The sequence below is a fragment of the Bdellovibrio sp. ZAP7 genome, assembly GCF_006874645.1.
Lineage (GTDB): Bacteria > Bdellovibrionota > Bdellovibrionia > Bdellovibrionales > Bdellovibrionaceae > Bdellovibrio.
This window is the reverse complement of sequence record NZ_CP030082.1, coordinates 4,027,518-4,045,739: the sequence shown is the minus strand read 5'-3', so window position 1 is coordinate 4,045,739 and position 18,222 is coordinate 4,027,518. Positions and strand designations below refer to the sequence as shown.

The following is an 18,222-nucleotide window of genomic DNA, read 5'->3' as shown; positions in this document are numbered from 1 at the left end:
CCCAAGTGGGGCCTTTTTTATTTCAAATCACGGTCGGGTTAGAACGTGCAGTTTTCCGATGCGCTTTCAAACTTCCCAACCCATTCAGAGACGCGGGAATTTCTTAACACAGTCGTCGCCTTTCTGAAGGCGACAGCGTTCTTTTTATCGTACTTGCAGGCATTCTTATATGCGATCAGTGCAACTTCGTATTTTTTAATATCAAACGATGTCGTCGCTAATCCCAGCCAGGAGCGCGCTGACTTGGGGTCGGCCTCTGAACCTACCTTAAAGTATTTCATCGCTTCTATGGAGCTTTTATCCTCTTCCAGAAGGTGTCCGTAGGTGTATTGTGCGAACTCCGACTTAGGGAAGCTGTCAGCGGCTTTTTTTAAAGTCGCTTTGGCTTTGTCATCATCGCCCATGCCTTTCATGCTAAGACCCAAGTTCACATGGGCATCGGCAATTTTCGGATCTTTCTGAATAGTTTCGCGGCAAGAGTTAACGCCTGCCTCAAAAGTTCCGTCATTGGTGTTGATCTCGCAAAGTTTCGCCAGGTATTCCGCTTTTTTACCCATATTATCGATCATGTCCTGCGCAAGAATGCGCATTTCATAATAGTTCGGCGGTTGGCGGTTTTCGTACATTTTCATGAGGGCGTTGTAGGGGGGCTCAAACTTGGGGTTGGATTCGATCGCGAGTTTATAGTTCTCTAAAGCCTCTTTGGGTTTCTTTTGCATGGTGTAGGCATTACCCAACAAAGAATAAGCTTCGAAATCTTTATCATTTTTGCTAATCAAATTATTCAAAGCACGAATCATGTCGCCGGTCTCCTGGCGTGCTTCGTGGGCTTTTGCTAGCAATAAAATTGCCTGACGATCAAGTTTATCAATCTGCTTCCACAGAAGCAGCGTAACCTTTTCGTAGTCTTTTTGTGTGTAAAATTCCTGCGCCAACTGCACAACCAGCTTGGTATTTTTAGGATCTTTTTTAATTTCCGCCTTCAAAGCTTCAATCTTATCCTGACCAGAGGTCGGGGTAACCGTTCCGGCAATGGTCGATAATGAGACAAAAGGCAAGATGATTACCACGAGCAAGTGTTTGAAATTCAGTCTGCTTTTCATATGTTGTATTATGACTTAAATGCGCATGCGAGTGAAGAAATCTAAATATTCAGCTAGACTAAAAAATAATCGCGGTCAGGCTGTCATTGAGTACGTATTGATGCTGGTGATATCGGTGTCGCTCGTCTTGATGTTAATGACTCAGATCTTTAAGCCCTTCCAGGCATTTGTTCAGTCGTTCATGGGAGATTATCTTGCATGTTTGCTGGAAACCGGAGAGCTTCCCGCGCTCGGCGCAGACACCACTAAAGAGAGTGAATGCAAATTCAGCTTTCAAGCTGTCTCTGGGAACACGTCAAATTCTTCCAATACCGGAAAATCAAACTCCAACAATTCCAGCAGCGATAGTTCTTCATCGGATAAAAGCAGTTCGAAATCCAGTTCCAGCTCGTCATCCAGCAGTGGCAGTTATGCTGGCTCGAGCTCTCGTCCACGTGGAAGCAACTCCATAATCAGCGCGAGAGCGCCGAACAAAGGTGTCTCTGGAAATAGTGATGTTGGCGGTGGAAAAGTAATTGAGATCACCCTCGAAGGTGGTGGCGCCGGTACTTTATACAAAGCAAAAAACGGATCTTCTTATGTTGTTGAGGGCGGTCGACGTGTGGCCTCTTTGCCGATCAGTGGTATGACCGAAGAAGACCGAAAAAAACTCGAAAAGAAAGCCGAAGCAGGAAAAAAATCCACTGTGGTTTCATCTGACGTGAGTACGAAACCTAAGAAAACTGCAGTGAAAAAACCGGAAGCAAGAAACATCGCAGAAGCTCCGGAAGAACCAGTAACTTTTGGAAATTTTATACGTTGGTTATTCATCGCCGCGTTGATAATTGCACTCGTGATCTTCCTCGGTGGTCAAGCTCTGCAATTTTCCAAGAGTGGTGAAAAATAGTCTGCATCGCGTTTAGAAAAATTCCACATTAAATCTTAAGTTGTCTGTCACCAAACGGAAGTGCTTGAATCAATCGTTTGTTTCGAGCATACAAGGCACTCGCTTGTTTCGAGGGGGCCATTTTTGGAAAATGTGATTGAGATCAATCGCAAGAAATTCTTCACAATTGAAGAAGCACGTCAGTTGCTACCGATCATCTATCGGTTGACTGATGAGGCCAATCGCGAAGTGAAGGTTCATGTGAACAGGATCGAAGCGTATTCCGATAAAACTCACCCTTCTGTTGTTGTTATCGAAGAGCAAATCAACGTCATTATTGATCGCTGGCAGGCCAAGATTGAAAAATTAGGCGCAGAACCTAAGGGTCTATGGATGGCTGATTTTGACAGCGGCGAGGGCTATTTCTGTTGGAAATACCCTGAAACCCATGTTGGTCACTTCCATGGTTACCACGATGGCTTCTCGGGCCGAAAACCAATCGACAATTAAAAACCCGACTTGAAAGTCCAATGGGTGAGCGTATATTGAGCGCATGAGAATAGCTCTGGCGCAAATCAATCCCACTCTTGCTGATTTTAAAACCAATAAAGAAAAGATTTTGGAATATATCCACCAGGCGCAACAACGTAAGTGCGAAATGGTGGTATTTCCGGAATGTTCACTATTTGGTTACCATCCTTTTGATTTATTAGAGCGCGAACAAATCGTTAAAAGACAAGAAACCGAAATGAGGGATTTACTGAAAAAAATTCCCAAAAACATCGCGGTCATTTTCGGAGTCATCACGCGCAATCCAGATAAAAAGGGTCGTCCCTATTTCAACTCTGCTGTTTTTGCAGTGAAGGGTCAAAAGCCACGCTTTTTCCACAAACAGCTTTTGCCGACGGGCGATGTTTTTGATGAAGCTCGCTTTATCGAACCTGGCGATATGTCGAAAAACTATTTCACCTGGAAGGGTAAGAAATTTTTCCTGACAATCTGTGAAGATATCTGGGCTTGGCCGGATGCCAAGGGTCACTCTGCTTACAGAGTGAATCCGCTTGCGAAAGTTAAGAAACAGAAAGTCGACATGGTCGTAAATCTAAGTGCCTCACCATATTTCGTGGATAAAATGAAGCAGCGTGAATACGTGACCCGTAAAACGGCAGAATATTTCAATGCACCGATTTTATATGCGAACATGGTCGGTGCGCAGGATGAAATCATTTTTGATGGCGCAAGTTTTGTGCTGGATAAAAAAGGCAAAAAGCTAATGACCTGCCTTCCTTTCGAGGAAGACTTAAACGTTATTGATCTCGACACCAAAGAAGTGTGGAGCAAGAATCCAAAAATCCAAAGTGTCGAAGAACTTCGTCGCGCCCTGGTTTTGGGTATTCGTGATTTCTGCGCAAAAACAGGAATGAAGAAAGTCCATTTGGGTTCCAGTGGCGGTATTGATTCCGCCGTCGCAGCAGCTCTGGCAGTGGATGCGATGGGTCCGGCCAATGTGACGACCCTGGCTTTGCCAGGCCCTTACAATGCTTCGATGAGTTTAACGTTGGCTGAAACATTGGCGAAAAATCTTGGGGTGGAATTCAAGGTTGTCGAAATTGCACCCATGTATGAACAAGTGGTGAAGGGTTTGGAAAAAGGCATCGGCCTTTCCGGCTTTAGTGTTGTAAACGAAAATCTGCAGGCTCGTCTGCGTGGCCTGACACTGATGGCGTATTCAAATCAAAACAACAGCATGCTTCTTACAACGGGAAATAAGAGTGAATACGCTTCAGGCTATTCAACTCTTTATGGAGACATGTGCGGTGGCTTGGCGCCACTGGGTGACCTGACGAAACAACAAGTCTATGCGCTAGCAAAACATTATAACAAAGAAGGCGAAGTGATTCCGGAAACGATCATCACTCGTCCACCATCAGCAGAGCTTCGCCCGAACCAAAAAGATCAGGATTCTTTGCCTGAGTACGACGATTTGGATAAATCGGTGGTGTCTTTGGTTGAGCAATTTAAAGAACCAAAAACGGCTGCAGATAAATGGTTGTATCCCGTGTTGATGCGAACTGAATTTAAACGTTGGCAGGCGGCGCCGATTCTAAAAGTGTCTCCGCATGCGTTTGGACGGGGACGCCGCTATCCGATTGCCCACAAAGCTTAAACGCCGAAGAAATCCATTTGTTTCGGTTGGCGCACGATTTGTGGGAAACGCAATTCAGGTTTACCAGTCAAAGCCACCAAGTTAGCAACTTGAGGTGCTTGTCCGCCCACAGAAATTCTTTTCAGCATTTGAGTGAACATGTGACCTAAGTAAGTCGCATCTTCTTCAGCTCTATGGAAATCAGTTGTTGGAATTTTCAAGTGTTGAACCAAAGTCCCCAATTTGTAGTTTGGAAGACCCGGGAATACTTTACGAGCGATTGGCAAGGAGTCTAAGACGATCCCGCGTGGCGCTTTTGATTCGTATTTCTTTACGTCTGCAGTCAGGAATTGAGCATCGAAAGGAGCATTGTGCGCAACCAGGATGTCATCACCGCAAAAGTCAGCCAAAGAGTCCAACAACGTGTCGATAGTTGGTTTTCCTTTAACCATATTGTCGTAAATACCATTTACTTTTGAGGCACCAGGAGCAATCGGGCGAAGTGGATCAACAAGAGTCGCAAATACAGCCTCTGGTTCACCGTTAATGAAGCGGACAGCCCCAATTTCAATAATTTGGTCTACGCCAGGTACAGTTCCAGTTGTTTCAAAGTCAAAAGCTACAAATCTCATGGCATAATTGATACAAAATGGCAGAGGCCCTTTCAATGAAAGACTGTCTGTTTAGAGGAGATTTCCGCCGTGAAGCCTAAGTCTGGAAAATATATAACCTTTTTGCCGGACGGCATTGATGTCTTGGTGAGTCAAAAAGACCAGAGTATACTTGATGTGGCTGTGCGGGAAGGCTTCGCTTTGGATCACACTTGTGGTGGCTTCGGAACTTGCGGAACGTGTCGGATTTTTATTCGCCAGGGACTCGAGAAACTGCCTCCACGAAATGAAATTGAGGCGGATATCGCCGAGGATCGTGGATTTCAGGATTTTGAACGCTTGGCGTGTCAAACCGAGCCGATGGATGGCCTGGTGATTGAAAGACCTTCTAAGGATGTACGTAATAGGGATTAGTATAAATCCACGTGACCCATTTCTTCGCATCGGGAATTGGCATCGTCGAAGTCACACGTACTTGAACGCGGTAGACACCCGCTGCTGTGATGGGAAATGAAGTTTCCGCCTCATTGATGCGCGCAACAGCTTCACCGTTGCGATAAATAACGATTTCAAAAAATTCTTTGGGCGTCGTCGGAAGTTTTACTTTAAGGACCATGCCCTTTTTAAACTTCATCTCGGAACCCATCATGTAGGACTGCTTTTCATCATCGATCGTGGCAACGAAACCCTTAGGATCTCCCAGGATATCCATCGCCATATAGAAGTTCCCTTGCTTAAGCGCATTGAAGATCTTGGCGCGGTCGCCGTTGAAACTTCCTGTCAGTTCAGACTTAAGCATCACGTGATTGCTCATTATCTCAAAGGAACGCTTATAGCTCGGAAAGCGAATGAAATAATTTGCCAGGGGGATTGCGCGGGCGTTGGCTTCTGCACCGGCATAGACAACGATTTTACGTTCCATGGAAAGCTTATCCAGCAAGGCAATTTCGTCTGTAGGTTCAGAGTAAAGGCGCAGGAAAGACAGACGGGGATTAAACGGATAAATCAAAAAACTCCAGATAGTGGAAAGTTTTGAATCCTGCCACGCGCGGTTCGAAAGACTTTTCAGATTCCAGAGTTCAAAGCCATCAAGACCGGAGGGAATTTCGCCACTCCAAGTGAAGCCGGCTTTATAGGGATGAGCCAAAATCGTTAAAGAGTCTTTGTTTGCACCTGTTTTTTGTGAAAGTAAATCTGCCAGCGTCACTTGCGCATCGCCAAGACTGCTACCGATGCTTTCTTGAGATAAAGAGTAATAAATCAATCGAGAATCCAGATAGCTGTACTTGCCAGCGGAAAGAACCATTAGGTTCCCGTGATAAGATTCAAAACTTGTCGGCATGTTGAACAAATTCAAATCTGTAAAAATTAGAAAATCTAAATTCGCGAGCTTTGCAGAAGTGATGACAAAGCTTGGAGTGGCAGATCCGGATGACAAATCCGTGTGAACGTTCATCACGCCTTTATAGTCATAGTAATTGGAGGAGTGCGCAGCGGAAAGCTGTCTTGGTACAATCGACGTGTCGAACTGGTTTAGATAAAATCCAAACAGGAAATAGAAAACCAGCAAAAATGAAAAAGCGACTAGTGATTTCATGGTCGTGTGAATTCCAAAACAACAAAGTCAGGAGCGATTTTCTTAATCTCCTGATAAGTCCATTGTTGTTCGGAAAGCCACTGGGGTAAACCATTGCCTTGATGCTTCACTAAATAAAACTTGTTTCCAGCAGGTTTTGCTTCGGGAAGCGTGTCGAAAAAGTCAAAACGACTGATGTCTTTCAGCTTAAACACGGGTGATTTGCTGAAATACCACAGCGAAGATGACATTTGATAGGAGTCGCCATACAGCGGCTGATATTCAGCAGTTTCTTGCGCCAAATTTTGAAGAGCAAAGGGCTCATTAATTTTTGGATCAATCGTTCTGAATTGTGGCACCAACAAGATCACTACGGCAGCTGCGATAATCATTCCAAAGAAACCGACGTAATATTTTTTCCACTGTGACATGCGTGGGTGCATGGCCGCTAACATAAATACCGCAGGATAAGCGATGATAGGCCAATTCGCTTCTACCAGAGCCTTAAACGAGGTGCCCAGGAAGAACAACAACGGCAGCCACGCGAAATACATCATATAGCGAACAGGTTTTGCGGGCTTGACACGAATTGCGGCCCAAAGAACCCAAGGGAAGATAATAACGATCTGGGCAAGCACGTATGAAATTGTCCACTCTGGATTGTAGTGCGGTCTTTCAAAGCCATGTTCAAGCTGAAACCTGAAGGAGGCAAAATCATTCTGATAGTTCCACAGAATCACCGGCAGGCAGAATACCAAGCCCGCGATCAATGTTACGGGAACTAGTTTCCAGTTAACGGCAGTCCATTTTTTTTCGATTAGCAGATACAAAAGAAGGCAGGGAACAAAAAGAACGATGTGGTATTTCGCGCAGAATCCCAAACCCAATGCCACACCGAAAGCGGCATAGTTTTTAAGATCTTTTTTCTCCAGTACCTGATCCAAATAGTACAGGCTCACGATCCAGAAAAAGATCACGGGTAAATCCGGTGTAACGATCAAAGAGCCAAATCCCAAAAGGGGAGAGAACAACACCAAGTAAATCCAAGTACGAATCTTTTCCAGATCCATGTGCCTGCTTAGCAGTTTGATTCCGACCCAAATAGAAGCATGCCCCAGGATAACTGCAGGCCAGCGCACGGAATGTAGAAAAGGCTCAAGAAAATGTCCTAAAGAAAACAGCCATGCCACCATCGGCGGATGATCGAAATAACTTAGTTGCAGACGGTGAGACCAGACCCAGTAGTAAGCTTCATCGGCACTGAGTGGAATCAGTGCCGCAAGAATCAGTTTGACGAAAAGGCTGATAAGCCAAAGTCGTTTGAGGTCTTTCAAGATTAGTAACTCAATTTAATTGGCTTACCCAGGTCGCCCGGGATGCCCAATTCTTTTCCGTTCAAAATCAAGTTTACGGCACCGCCGTTGGAGAAATTAATCTTTAAACCGCTTTTGCTTTTGAATGTATGAACTTGTTCCGCAGATAATTTGATTTTCTGTGGTTTGCCATTCGGGGAGGAGTATTCAATTTCAACCGTGTCGAGTGCTTCCACGATCAGCTCCACTGGCTTTGGCTTTTCCGGAGTTGGAGAGGCCGATGGAGACGGAGAAGCTGACGCCGTCGCAGTTGCGCTTGCTGTTGGCGATGGAGAAGCGGAGGCCGATGGGGTTGGCGAAGGAGTATGAGTTGCTGAAGGACTTGGCGATGCCTTTGGCGTCTCAGTTGTTGACGGCGAAGGAGATGCTTTTGGCGTCACAGTCGGTGTTGCTTTGCTGACCGGCTCGGTTTTGCCAGCGTCTGCTTTAGTCAGATTTTCCAATGGAGATGTGCTTGGCGTTGGACTTTGGGAAGTCAAAGGCTCTGTCAAAGTTGGAGCCTCTCCATCAACAGGAGTTACGCCTTCCATTGTTTGCGCAACGGACGGTGGAATTTCTGCTTCTTTGGAATATTTATCGATCATCTTTTTAGTAAAGATAATAAGTCCCGCAAGCACACACAAAAGAACTGCCGCAACGATAGTCTTAGTGTTGTTCTTTTTGTTCAACGGGGAGTAATCGTTGCTGCTGGAAGCGGGTGCAGATTTGCGAATTGGCGTAACTGTCGCCTCAGCAGAGTCAGTTGCTTCTGATTTGTTGTCGACGGCAATATCTTTTTCAGGAGTGCTGCTGGGACGGATGTAAGGTTGGGGACGAGTGCTGCCCATTTCCTCATAGAAGCTTTCAAGAATCTTATCCGCATCCAAACGTAAGAATGTTGCATAGCTTTTTACAAAACCACGCAAGAATGTTTTTGCTGGAAGCTGGCTTTCATCACCTTCTTCGATGGCTTTCAAAACTTTGCTGCTGATTTTAAGAGACAACGCCACTTCATTCAGAGAGAGGCCTTTTTCTTCACGTGCTGCCTTTAAAATCTCACCTGTTTTCTTCATTGTTGTCCCTTTCGAATCAGATCCAGCATGCCCTTGGCTTTGTCGCGGTATTTGCCATCTGGGTAGTAACGAATGATTTCTTCAAAGCGCGCGATAGATTTAGATTTGTCGCCCACACGGTAATAAGCCAGTGCACTGTAATAGTGAGGTTCGTCGATCAGATTTTTCTGACAAAAGCCGATCGCGCGATCCAAGGCCTCTGTGGCCTGTGCATACTTTTTTTCTTCAAAGAAAGCTCGACCATAGTATGAGTTTGCCCAACAATCATCCGACTTAGTCTTCAAAACGCTTAAGAAGGCTTCCTGAGCAGCGGCATATTGCTTTTGGTTGAATTTGGAGAGGCCGTAGTTAGTAAAGGCTTTATCGACGCCTGAATAAGTCAGGTCATTGAGTACCAGAGTCAGCTCTTTATCTGCCTCAGCGTACTTTCCTTGTTCGATCAACACACGCCCCAGATTGTTGCGGGCGTCGGAGTATTTCGGGTTCATCGCAACAGCTTTACGGAATTGTTTTTCTGCAAGATCGTAGCGTTCACGCATGAACAGCGCTTGGCCCATACTGTTTGGTACAGCGGCATTCGTGGTATCAAGCTCTTGAGCTTTTTGTAGAGCCACGATTGCATTGGGATAGTTACCCTCTTCGATAAAGGCATTGCCCATTCGAAGATATAATTCTGACTTTTCTTTGTTCTGACTCCAACTTGCACAACCAGCCAAAGCAAGCATGCAAGCAGCGATAATCCATTTACGCATGTCTAAAAAGGTATCATTAGAGAGCTAAGAGTCAACCCTGAGCTCAGCAATAGTCTCTACATGGTCTGTCTGAGGAAACATCTCGAATGTTTGCATTCGCTCGAGGCGGAAATTTTTGCCGAGCTTTTGCGCCCATGCAAAGAACCATTTCAGATCGCGTGCCAGGGAAACAGGGTGGCAGCTAATATAAATGATCTTTTGCGGAGCTGCCGCAGCTAAGGAGCGCATGATATATTCGCTGGCTCCAGCACGGGGAGGGTCCAGGACTACGAGGTCCTGATTTTGAATATCGGCTCTGCGCATGTAGCTTTCCACATCCGACATAAAGTAGCGAAGACGCTTATCTTTATTCAAACCTCGACCACGTTCCACTAACTTCGGATTCAGTTCGACTGCGGTCACTTTGGCGGATTTATACTTTTGCATTAACGGAAAGGTAAAGTTGCCCGAGCCCGCGTAAAGGTCAAAAACCTGCGGGTATTCTATATCACCGGCCCAATTCAAAGTCGTTTCTAACAAATGTGGATTCTGGAAGCGATTGACCTGCGAAAAGCCGATGCCGTCGTCTTCATCAGTGATCAGACCATAACGGACTTCTTCGTTTTCCGCGATGTACATTTCCAAGCGCAACAGATCGCGAGATTTTTTTTCTGCGGCCCATTGTCTGACTTCAGCAAATTTTTTCGTCAGAATTTCCTCGGTGATCGGGCAATCATCGATTTCCACGATTTCATGGGAATTTCTTGCGAAAAATCCGAAGCGACCATTGTGAAATTTAGGCTGAATACGATTGCGATAGCGAAACGAACGAGGACTCGCCTGTACCGGCAGATATTCGAAATTCAATTCGGGATTAAACTTCTTAATTGTCTCAAGAACCAAAGATTCTTTTTGTTTTCGTTGTTCGTCTTCAGTGATTTGCTGCCAGTTGCAACCACCACAAATATCCGCGACGGGACATGGTGGAGTTCTGCGTGAGGGGCCCGGTTTTAAAATATCAACGATGCGGGCTTCAGCGAAATTTTTCTTGGCAGTCGTGATTTCGACGAGAAGTTCGTCTTCAGGTGCTGCCAGCGGGACAAAAATAACAAGGCCATCGTGGCGGGCGATGCCCGCTCCCCCGATGGCCATTTTCTCGATCTTAACTTGGATACGAGAATTTACGTTCACAAACTACACGTTGCAGATTTCGTGTTTTTCGAAGAACAAAGCAAGTTCGCGAGCTGCAGATTCAACAGAGTCAGAACCGTGAACTGCGTTTTCGCCCATGTTGTCACCGAATTTAGAACGTACTGTGCCTGGGTTAGCTTTTTTAGGATCAGTTGCACCCATGATTTCGCGGTTTTTCAAAACTGCGCCTTCACCTTGCAAGCACATCAACATAACTGGGCCAGAAGTCATGAAAGAAACTAGTTCGCCAAAGAATGGACGAGCTTTGTGTTCAGCGTAGAACTCGCCAGCTTTATCAGCAGTTAAAACTACGATTTTAGCAGCAGCGATTTTCAAACCGTTTGCTTCGAACATGCTTACGATGTCACCGATAGCATTTTTTTTCATAGCGTTTGGTTTGATGATTGAGAATGTTTGTTCGATAGCCATTAGATATCTCCTTGTTATTTACAAACTGTATATGTGATTTCAAAAAATTCTGGTGTTTTATGGAACTGAGTTGTGCAATTCCACTCGCGAACTTGGAACGTGATCAAATTGCGGATCTCTACCACTGTTTGAATTGCCGTTCCTGTGGAATCATCGGCCTCAGCGAAACCCTGACCTTTAACGACATAGCGAAAATCAGGATTTAATAGATTCAAAGTTTCTTCGACATCGTCCATTGCCATGATAGCAACTTCTTTGATGGCGCCTGCATGAGCTGTCGACGATGCCAAAAGCAAAGCCATGACGAAAAGCTTCTTCACAGTGGTCTCCCTTTTTTAAGGTCCTCTTGTTAGCCTTGGGGAGACCCTGCTGTCAAGCATTCCGTCCTAATTTCGCAAGTTTACGTATTCCTCTAAGGCATTGATAATATGGTACAAAGAGCTGGATTTGGAAGAATTTCCAGAAAAAGTATCCTGAGCTGAAAGCTGGTCGTACCACATACCTTTTTTAGGGGTTTCAAAGAACTTAAATAAAGTGTCCATCCCGTCATCGGCGCCCTTTTGGTAGGCAGCTTTTTCGCCAGCAGGGACTTCAGTTCCTAATCGAACCGCCGCTTTAATGCGCTCACATTGAGGCCAGAAACGTGAGGAAATCAATTTGGGAGTGAAGTCGCTCCACATTTCGTCATAGGCAATCTTACGAACGGGATCAGTGCCGTGCTTTTCAGCCAAAAGGAATAGATTGTGGCGGATTGCCTTGCAGTCTTTTCCAGTCAGTTCCTGATACAGTGAAAACAACCATGACCACTCGAACTGATGGCCGGGCTCATAGATGAAGCGACCGTTTTCACGCAAGTGATTCCAGTTTTCATCGAAGTATTCGCCCAGTACACCCGTTTGTTGATCGATAAATTTCGTGATCGCCAGTTGAGCAAGCTCGTCGCCCAGTTTCCACCATTCTTGATCTTTATCGATTTGCATCCACGCGATCGCGGATTCAAACATGTGCATATGCGGATTTGATTTGTAGCTGACAGTTCCCTTTTCATCGAGTTCCGTAAAGCCACCAGCCTTCACGCTGCGTTCACGGTAAAGATACTTTACCAGTTCTTTCGCACGAGTTTTGTATTCGGGTTTTGGATCCAGCTGATAAGCTTGCGCCAAACCAAACAATGCGAAAGCTTGAGTGTAAAGATCGGGATTTAAGCTTTTGGGAGTGCCGTCTGGATTAACAGAGTAAATAAATGCACCTGAGGGTTGCGAGAATTTATCCACCATGTATTTGGTACCTTGTTGAACCGCGAAGGTGGCAACTTCTTTTGAAACAGTATTCATGCGCAAACCTGTCAGGAAAGAATAAATCTGACGAGACTGAACCATCGCACGTCGAGGCAGATCCATCGGTTCGCCCTCGAAGGTAAGGCTCTCAACGAAGCCTCCGTTTTTGCGATCGATACCTTTTTCACTCCACAGTGGAAAGACATTTTGTGTAAGCCAGTTTTTAGAAAATTCAATTCGTTGTGATGGATTCATATTGCTCTCGGTTCATCAGAAAAAGTTGATATCTGAAGAATCAAATCCAGAGAGCAAATGGTCAAGGCATGTTTAAATTTTGTCGCTGATCAGTGAAACCTTAAGGAAAGTTTCGCCTCTGCATTGGCCGTTTTCGCAGCCGTTGAAGTTGACGCACCCTCCTTTGGTTTGCACGCGATAGATATCGTCTTCAAGGATGTCTTCAGCGCCGCGACTTAAGATGCCGATAACCTCACCTTGGCGATTAAAAAGCGGTGATCCAGAGCTACCTGAAAACGTATCGACGGCGACTTTAAAAAAGTTCTTATCTGGTGCCGCATCTTTAATTTTACCCAGATCTTGCTTCAGTGGAAGGCCAAGGGGATATGACATGCTTAATACCGTATCACCATCATTCAGGGAGTGCGTTGTGGCAACCTGTGCAGGGATCACGTCATCAACAGTTCGATCTAATTCAACAACTGCAAAATCAAGGTTGCGGTCAATCGAAATAACTTTTTTGCAGCTGTAAATCGCAAGATTCTGAGCGCCGTCGGTCGCGCCAAAAACAAATTTACCATTTTCACAGCGAGACGCTTCCTGCATGCAGTGCGCGGCGGTCAGAACTTTGTTGGGAGCCACTAAAACTCCGGAGCAAAAACCAATGACTCGTTGATCTTGGAAGCGTTCATTTTCACATAGGGGATACATATCTTTCAGAAAGGGAAAGTTTTTGCGAGTGCCGTCAAAAATCATCGCAGTCGCCTGGCCAACCAGATATGTGCGATCCGATTCGCTTACTTCTTGACGAGAATCTCCGTCATAGTACGCGGCAGGTCCGTCAAATGGTCCCACGTTGCCGGCCTCTTTGGCGACACAAGCAGAGAGAACGAATGGAAGTAGCAAAGCCCATGATTTCATAGGATTGCATCTTAGCAGAAGGGGTATTTCAGAGGGAAACTAACAGCGAAATGGAAATTTCTTCCGGGTGAACTGTCGAGATTTTTGACACAGACTCAGAAGGATTTTATGACGAAATAGGGGATTACTATATACAGAGTGACGTCCCGAACCAGATAATAGCTGACGATCACCGCAAACATCTTCCAGCCATACTTTTTACGGAGGGCTCGAAAGCCGCCTTGTTTGTAGGTCTGTTTAACATCCTTAAGCACAAGATTTCCTCGGATGGGGAGTTTTCTTTCTTATAAAGAATATATCAGTACTGGAGTCCTCGTCCAAAGCTGTTTCGGCCTCTGTTTTCAATCAGTTATTAATTGGAAATACCCACTTGCCTGATGGCAAAGGAGGGGTTAAACGGTGCCATTAATTAAGGGGTTATCCATGAAAACATTGATCCTAGCCGTTTTGATTCAGTTCCCACTATTCGCAATGGCGTCTTTTACTCAATTGAATTGCTCAACTATCACAGGCGATCTAGTTCGCATTCAAACGGACCGTTCCGTTGATCCACAAAGCCCATGGGTTGGTTTCAGTACGATCAATGCGCACCTTACTGTTAAAGAAGATCGTTCTAACAATCTTTATAAAACAGATATCGTTCTTTCTCCGATTCAGGGGAGTGGTGATTTGAATATGCGTGGTGACGCTTCCCAAGGCGGGGTTTATCTACAACTTTATCCACAGATTGCTAATGGTAAGGCGACAGGAAAATACACCGGTCAATTGTTCGTGAATGACCTGGATCAACGCCGCTACTTTGACTTCCGCAGCGAAGGCAATGAGCCAGGTTTGGTTTGTCAGTAGTCCTAGTGCGCACCTTTTTCAGCTGTCACTTTTGCGGCGGCTGAATACTCTGTTTGTTCAGAAAGTTCAGACTCTACGGCTTTACAAGCATTGTAATCTTTTAAAAGAGTCTGCAGGGAACTGGGTGTGCTTTTCACAACGTTTGGAAGTGCACCCATGTTTGTCAATTCCAGCTGTTTTTTTGCTTCCACAAAAAACTCATCTATTCCCGCACGACTGTAATTTACTTTTCCAGAAATTTCCGCGCACTCTTTGATCTTTTTGAGATCGATATCAAATCCGCCGGATTCGACTTTGTTGATAAGCTCTTTGCAGATAGGAGCCGTCTGAACATCACAGGAAGTCGTCATTACAGCTCTTCTAAACTTGCACTGGGCCTGGCCAAGTACTTTTCCTTTGTCATCAAGTTTAGTGTACTGAAGGTATTTACCAGTGCTGTCACTGTAAAGTCTGGTGACGTTTTCATTTTTCATGGAAACTATTTTATACCAAGTTCCATTGCCACGTTTTTCATAAATTTCATTTCCATTTGATTTTATAACGGACTTGTAGCCATCAGCGATCAGCTCGGAAGACGTTTCACCAAAGCCATAAGTTTTAACCTGATCAACAGCATGAGCAGTAGAAAAAGATAATAAAGTTATAAGAATGAACTTATTTAACATAGCTTGCGTTCCTTGTTGCTTCAATCATTCGGGATTTTGGAACCCAGGCATATCCATCTGCTGAATCAAACTCTGCAGCCGCTGGTTTCCAAGTGGTGCCGTAGGTATTTTTTAGTAGATATTCACACTGACCTGTTTTCGTATTCATTCTACGGCCGACCAGCAAACTTGAATGATAAGCGTTGCCGGATGGGCTGTAGGGGTGAGCAAAGAAATCGGCATTATAGCCAATTTCAACTGGTGTGCCCTGCTCTAGATGTTTTTCGATCTGTTTGCCAAATTTTTCAGAGTTAAAATTGGTAAAGAATGACATTTCCATTCCGTCAGCACTTACACGGTGTTCGCAGCTTTTTCTTACCAGTGTGTTGAAGTACGTCGATTTACTGGATTTCTTAATAATCTCAGAAAATTGCTCTTTGCTTAGATTCGGAAACATCGTCTTAGCAACTTTGATAAACTCTTCTTCAGAAATTTTTCCGCCAACGGCCTTTTTGCCAAGTTTATCTAAGAAGGCCAGTGGCACGTTGGTGTTGATGCCATTAAAGCCTTCACTGGGTAATTCACTTTCTAGGCAGAATCCACCGGGTTTCGAAGCGCGGAAGGCTGCAGTCGTGAATCCCTGGTTGGTGATTTGATCTTGAGTCATGCCGATCATGCGATAAAGATCATGGTAACCATTATCGGTATAGCCGAATGCCACACCAGCAGCAGAGATTTCTTTTCCGGATTTCCACGAGACCATATTCGCAACCGTAAAAGCATAGCACCAGCCATCGGTGCCTTGATTGCGAACCGGTCCGGTTTTGTCTCGCAAATCAATCGCTGTGCATGACTTGGATTCAGTAGCGAAGGATTGATCAGATTTGGATTTCATCTCGGTCAGAAACTTTTCAGTTTTTTCGGGATTGATATCCTTAGTTCTGATCATGTATTGCTTGAAGGATTCAAGTTGGCTGTCGATTTTTCCACTCGTGGCATAAAGCGCGAGAATGAATTTTCTTCGGGTGATTTCGTCACGACGATTGCTCTCAAGAGCGTCCGTGTAAATCGTATCGGGAACACCAAGTTTTCTTAAGCTGACTTTGCAGCCCTTCACCAGTTCCATGGCCTGTTTCACCTTCTCGGTCATGTCGATGTGCGACGATTTTTCGCCAAAAATTTCGGCGTTCATTTCGCGCAAAGTCTTTTCGGCATTCACACATGCAGTTGATGCAGCTAAGGCTGTAGAATTTAAAACGAATATCAATAAAACAATAAGTGTCCGCATGCCATTGTATCGGAATAATAAATAACAAAATTAAACACTTAGAGGTTGTCTTTGGGTGATTGTTGTTTACAAGAATAAATCTCGACCATAATCTAGGCGCATGAAGCTAAATTTTCTACTTTCATTGGGTTTACATGCTCTTTTGGGTGCGGCATTTTTCTTTGTTTCATTCAATCACGAGCTTCCCAAGAAGGAAGTGATTCAGTTTGAGATCCAAACTCCTTCAGCAAAACCGAAACTGGACTTCGCAGGTTCAGCGCCCAACGCCGGAAAGAAATCCGGTAATACACCAAAAACCAAAGGTTCGAATTTAAATCTTTTTGGTTCTGGTTATGTGACTGATTCAAACGTAAAACCTTTGAGCGATATCGACAGACCGGTTGCTGACTACAAAGATCACGCGAATTACATTGGTGATGCTGAAGGATTTATTTCAGACGGCAATCAATGGTCTTACTTTCAGCAGGTCTTTAAAAAAATCGATGAGCAGTTATTGTTCGATTCACTTTTGGCGCAGTACGGGCATTTCGGAAATGTCTATGTTGAGTTTGAAGTAGATGATAAAGGGCATTTCGTCCAGAGCGGTTTAAAAGTTACAGCAGACGATGCAATTTTGAAAGTTCACGCCTTAAGGGCTCTGATTAAGGGTTTGCGGGAATCATTTGATAAAACCAAATGGAACCCGACAGGTAAAAGTCAGATATTTCAGGCACACTTTAGTTTTATATATGAAAAGTACGGGAATAACTCCAGTAAGCAAACAGCCTTTGCAAAGCCCGTTTTGAAGTTTACTCGTACCACCGGTGAAAGTCCTATCCCGACGAACTTACAAGATCAGCTTTTAACTGGGGGAATAGATTACGATCTATTTGCCGCAGCTGAGCGTTGGCAGAAATACAATAAGCGCAAAAAGCTTCGCGAGCAGGAGTTCGATCCGTTTTCGACGTATAAGTCGGACCCTTTGTACAAGCTCTAAAAAGCAAAACAAACAGTCGATACCAGAATAAAAAAACCCACGATTCATCACCGTGGGTTTTTAGTTCTAATCTAACGTAGAAAACTACTTCTTAAGCATTGATTGCATCGTTGTTCCCATGTCAGCAGGGGAGCGAGAAATTTTGCAACCAGCAGCTTCAAGCGCTTTAAACTTAGCTTCAGCTGTTCCTTTACCACCGCTGATGATCGCACCAGCATGGCCCATACGTTTACCAGCAGGAGCCGCAGCACCAGCGATGAACGCAGTTACAGGTTTTTTGAAGTGAGCTTTGATGTATTCAGCAGCTTCTTCTTCAGCGGTACCACCGATTTCACCGATCATGATTACACCGTCAGTGTCTGGATCTTCATTGAACAATTTCAAAACGTCGATGAAGTTTGTGCCGTTCACTGGGTCACCACCGATACCTACGCAAGTAGATTGACCGATACCAAGTGCAGTCAACTGACCAACAGCTTCGTAAGTCAATGTACCAGAACGTGAAAGAACGCCGATACGACCTGGTTTGTGGATGTGGCCCGGCATGATGCCGATTTTGCATTCGCCTGGAGTGATAACGCCTGGGCAGTTTGGTCCAACCAAACGTGTGCGCTTACCCTTCATGTATTCTTTTACTTTAACCATATCCAGAACTGGGATGCCTTCAGTGATACAGATCACAAGATCCAAATCAGCATCAACAGCTTCCATGATAGAGTCAGCAGCGAATGGAGGTGGAACGAAGATCACAGAAGCGTTACAACCTGTAGCTGCTTTAGCTTCTTTCACAGTGTTAAAAACTGGAAGACCGATATGAGTCGTGCCGCCTTTACCCGGAGTTACGCCACCAACCATTTTAGTTCCGTATGCCAATGCTTGCTCAGAGTGGAATGTCCCTTGAGCACCAGTGAAACCTTGGCAGATTACTTTTGTGTTTTTGTTAATAAGAATTGCCATGT

The 18,222-nt window shown here is 44.8% G+C and carries 20 protein-coding genes; 6 read left to right on the top strand and 14 right to left on the bottom strand.

What is annotated here, in order from left to right; all coding sequences use genetic code 11:
- Positions 1–38: 38 nt before the first annotated feature.
- On the bottom strand, positions 39–1,103 hold the full coding sequence (locus DOM22_RS19450; RefSeq protein ID WP_142701968.1) for a tetratricopeptide repeat protein: 1,065 nt from the start codon (positions 1,101–1,103) through the stop codon (positions 39–41).
- A 25-nt stretch (positions 1,104–1,128) separates the two neighbouring features.
- On the opposite strand from DOM22_RS19450, the gene DOM22_RS19445 reads away from it, so the two are divergent.
- From DOM22_RS19445 to DOM22_RS19435, 3 genes are all read left to right on the top strand, one after another.
- Positions 1,129–1,989 carry a hypothetical protein gene (locus tag DOM22_RS19445; protein WP_246845955.1) on the top strand — a complete coding sequence of 287 codons (861 nt, stop codon included), beginning with the start codon at positions 1,129–1,131 and terminating at the stop codon, positions 1,987–1,989.
- Positions 1,990–2,121: 132 nt separating this feature from the next.
- Complete coding sequence (locus DOM22_RS19440; RefSeq protein WP_246845954.1) at positions 2,122–2,478, top strand: DUF2203 domain-containing protein; 357 nt, start codon at positions 2,122–2,124, stop codon at positions 2,476–2,478.
- A 43-nt stretch (positions 2,479–2,521) separates the two neighbouring features.
- Positions 2,522–4,135 carry an NAD+ synthase gene (locus DOM22_RS19435; RefSeq protein WP_142701965.1) on the top strand — a complete coding sequence of 538 codons (1,614 nt, stop codon included), beginning with the start codon at positions 2,522–2,524 and terminating at the stop codon, positions 4,133–4,135.
- On the opposite strand, the gene DOM22_RS19430 is transcribed toward DOM22_RS19435, so the two are convergent.
- Positions 4,132–4,746, bottom strand: coding sequence for a PolC-type DNA polymerase III (locus DOM22_RS19430; protein ID WP_142701964.1), 615 nt, complete (start codon positions 4,744–4,746; stop codon positions 4,132–4,134). The genes DOM22_RS19435 and DOM22_RS19430 overlap by 4 nt on opposite strands.
- Before the next feature lie 69 nt (positions 4,747–4,815).
- Between DOM22_RS19430 and DOM22_RS19425 the strand changes: the two genes are divergently transcribed.
- Positions 4,816–5,139, top strand: coding sequence for a 2Fe-2S iron-sulfur cluster-binding protein (locus tag DOM22_RS19425; RefSeq protein WP_246845764.1), 324 nt, complete (start codon positions 4,816–4,818; stop codon positions 5,137–5,139).
- On the opposite strand, the gene DOM22_RS19420 is transcribed toward DOM22_RS19425, so the two are convergent.
- The 9 genes from DOM22_RS19420 to DOM22_RS19380 form a co-directional block, all read right to left on the bottom strand.
- Positions 5,114–6,322 carry a hypothetical protein gene (locus tag DOM22_RS19420; protein ID WP_142701963.1) on the bottom strand — a complete coding sequence of 403 codons (1,209 nt, stop codon included), beginning with the start codon at positions 6,320–6,322 and terminating at the stop codon, positions 5,114–5,116. The genes DOM22_RS19425 and DOM22_RS19420 overlap by 26 nt on opposite strands.
- On the bottom strand, positions 6,319–7,635 hold the full coding sequence (locus DOM22_RS19415; RefSeq protein ID WP_142701962.1) for a glycosyltransferase family 39 protein: 1,317 nt from the start codon (positions 7,633–7,635) through the stop codon (positions 6,319–6,321). The genes DOM22_RS19420 and DOM22_RS19415 overlap by 4 nt, the downstream gene beginning before the upstream one ends.
- Before the next feature lie 2 nt (positions 7,636–7,637).
- Complete coding sequence (locus DOM22_RS19410; protein ID WP_142701961.1) at positions 7,638–8,726, bottom strand: helix-turn-helix domain-containing protein; 1,089 nt, start codon at positions 8,724–8,726, stop codon at positions 7,638–7,640.
- On the bottom strand, positions 8,723–9,478 hold the full coding sequence (locus tag DOM22_RS19405) for a tetratricopeptide repeat protein (RefSeq protein WP_142701960.1): 756 nt from the start codon (positions 9,476–9,478) through the stop codon (positions 8,723–8,725). Before DOM22_RS19405 ends, DOM22_RS19410 begins: the two co-directional genes overlap by 4 nt.
- Before the next feature lie 24 nt (positions 9,479–9,502).
- Positions 9,503–10,648 (bottom strand): class I SAM-dependent RNA methyltransferase, encoded by a 1,146-nt coding sequence (locus tag DOM22_RS19400; protein WP_246845763.1) that lies wholly within the window; start codon positions 10,646–10,648, stop codon positions 9,503–9,505.
- A 3-nt stretch (positions 10,649–10,651) separates the two neighbouring features.
- Positions 10,652–11,077, bottom strand: coding sequence for a nucleoside-diphosphate kinase (gene ndk / locus DOM22_RS19395; protein ID WP_142701959.1), 426 nt, complete (start codon positions 11,075–11,077; stop codon positions 10,652–10,654).
- Between the two features lie 14 nt (positions 11,078–11,091).
- Complete coding sequence (locus DOM22_RS19390; RefSeq protein WP_142701958.1) at positions 11,092–11,397, bottom strand: hypothetical protein; 306 nt, start codon at positions 11,395–11,397, stop codon at positions 11,092–11,094.
- Positions 11,398–11,463: 66 nt separating this feature from the next.
- A complete protein-coding gene (locus tag DOM22_RS19385) occupies positions 11,464–12,609 on the bottom strand; it encodes an AGE family epimerase/isomerase (RefSeq protein ID WP_142701957.1) in 1,146 nt (381 codons plus the stop codon).
- A gap of 72 nt (positions 12,610–12,681) precedes the next feature.
- Positions 12,682–13,509, bottom strand: a complete 828-nt coding sequence (locus tag DOM22_RS19380; RefSeq protein ID WP_142701956.1) for a serine protease — start codon at positions 13,507–13,509, stop codon at positions 12,682–12,684.
- A 423-nt stretch (positions 13,510–13,932) separates the two neighbouring features.
- Here DOM22_RS19380 and DOM22_RS19375 point away from each other — a divergent pair, with 423 nt between their 5' ends.
- Entirely contained in the window at positions 13,933–14,355 is a 423-nt protein-coding gene (locus tag DOM22_RS19375; RefSeq protein WP_142701955.1) for a hypothetical protein, read from the top strand.
- A gap of 2 nt (positions 14,356–14,357) precedes the next feature.
- On the opposite strand, the gene DOM22_RS19370 is transcribed toward DOM22_RS19375, so the two are convergent.
- Positions 14,358–15,020, bottom strand: a complete 663-nt coding sequence (locus DOM22_RS19370) for a hypothetical protein (RefSeq protein WP_142701954.1) — start codon at positions 15,018–15,020, stop codon at positions 14,358–14,360.
- Positions 15,010–16,287 (bottom strand): hypothetical protein, encoded by a 1,278-nt coding sequence (locus tag DOM22_RS19365; RefSeq protein WP_142701953.1) that lies wholly within the window; start codon positions 16,285–16,287, stop codon positions 15,010–15,012. Before DOM22_RS19365 ends, DOM22_RS19370 begins: the two co-directional genes overlap by 11 nt.
- Before the next feature lie 100 nt (positions 16,288–16,387).
- Between DOM22_RS19365 and DOM22_RS19360 the strand changes: the two genes are divergently transcribed.
- Positions 16,388–17,263 carry a hypothetical protein gene (locus DOM22_RS19360; RefSeq protein ID WP_142701952.1) on the top strand — a complete coding sequence of 292 codons (876 nt, stop codon included), beginning with the start codon at positions 16,388–16,390 and terminating at the stop codon, positions 17,261–17,263.
- A gap of 84 nt (positions 17,264–17,347) precedes the next feature.
- On the opposite strand, the gene sucD is transcribed toward DOM22_RS19360, so the two are convergent.
- Positions 17,348–18,220 (bottom strand): succinate--CoA ligase subunit alpha, encoded by an 873-nt coding sequence (sucD, locus tag DOM22_RS19355; RefSeq protein WP_011166112.1) that lies wholly within the window; start codon positions 18,218–18,220, stop codon positions 17,348–17,350.
- Positions 18,221–18,222: the final 2 nt, after the last annotated feature.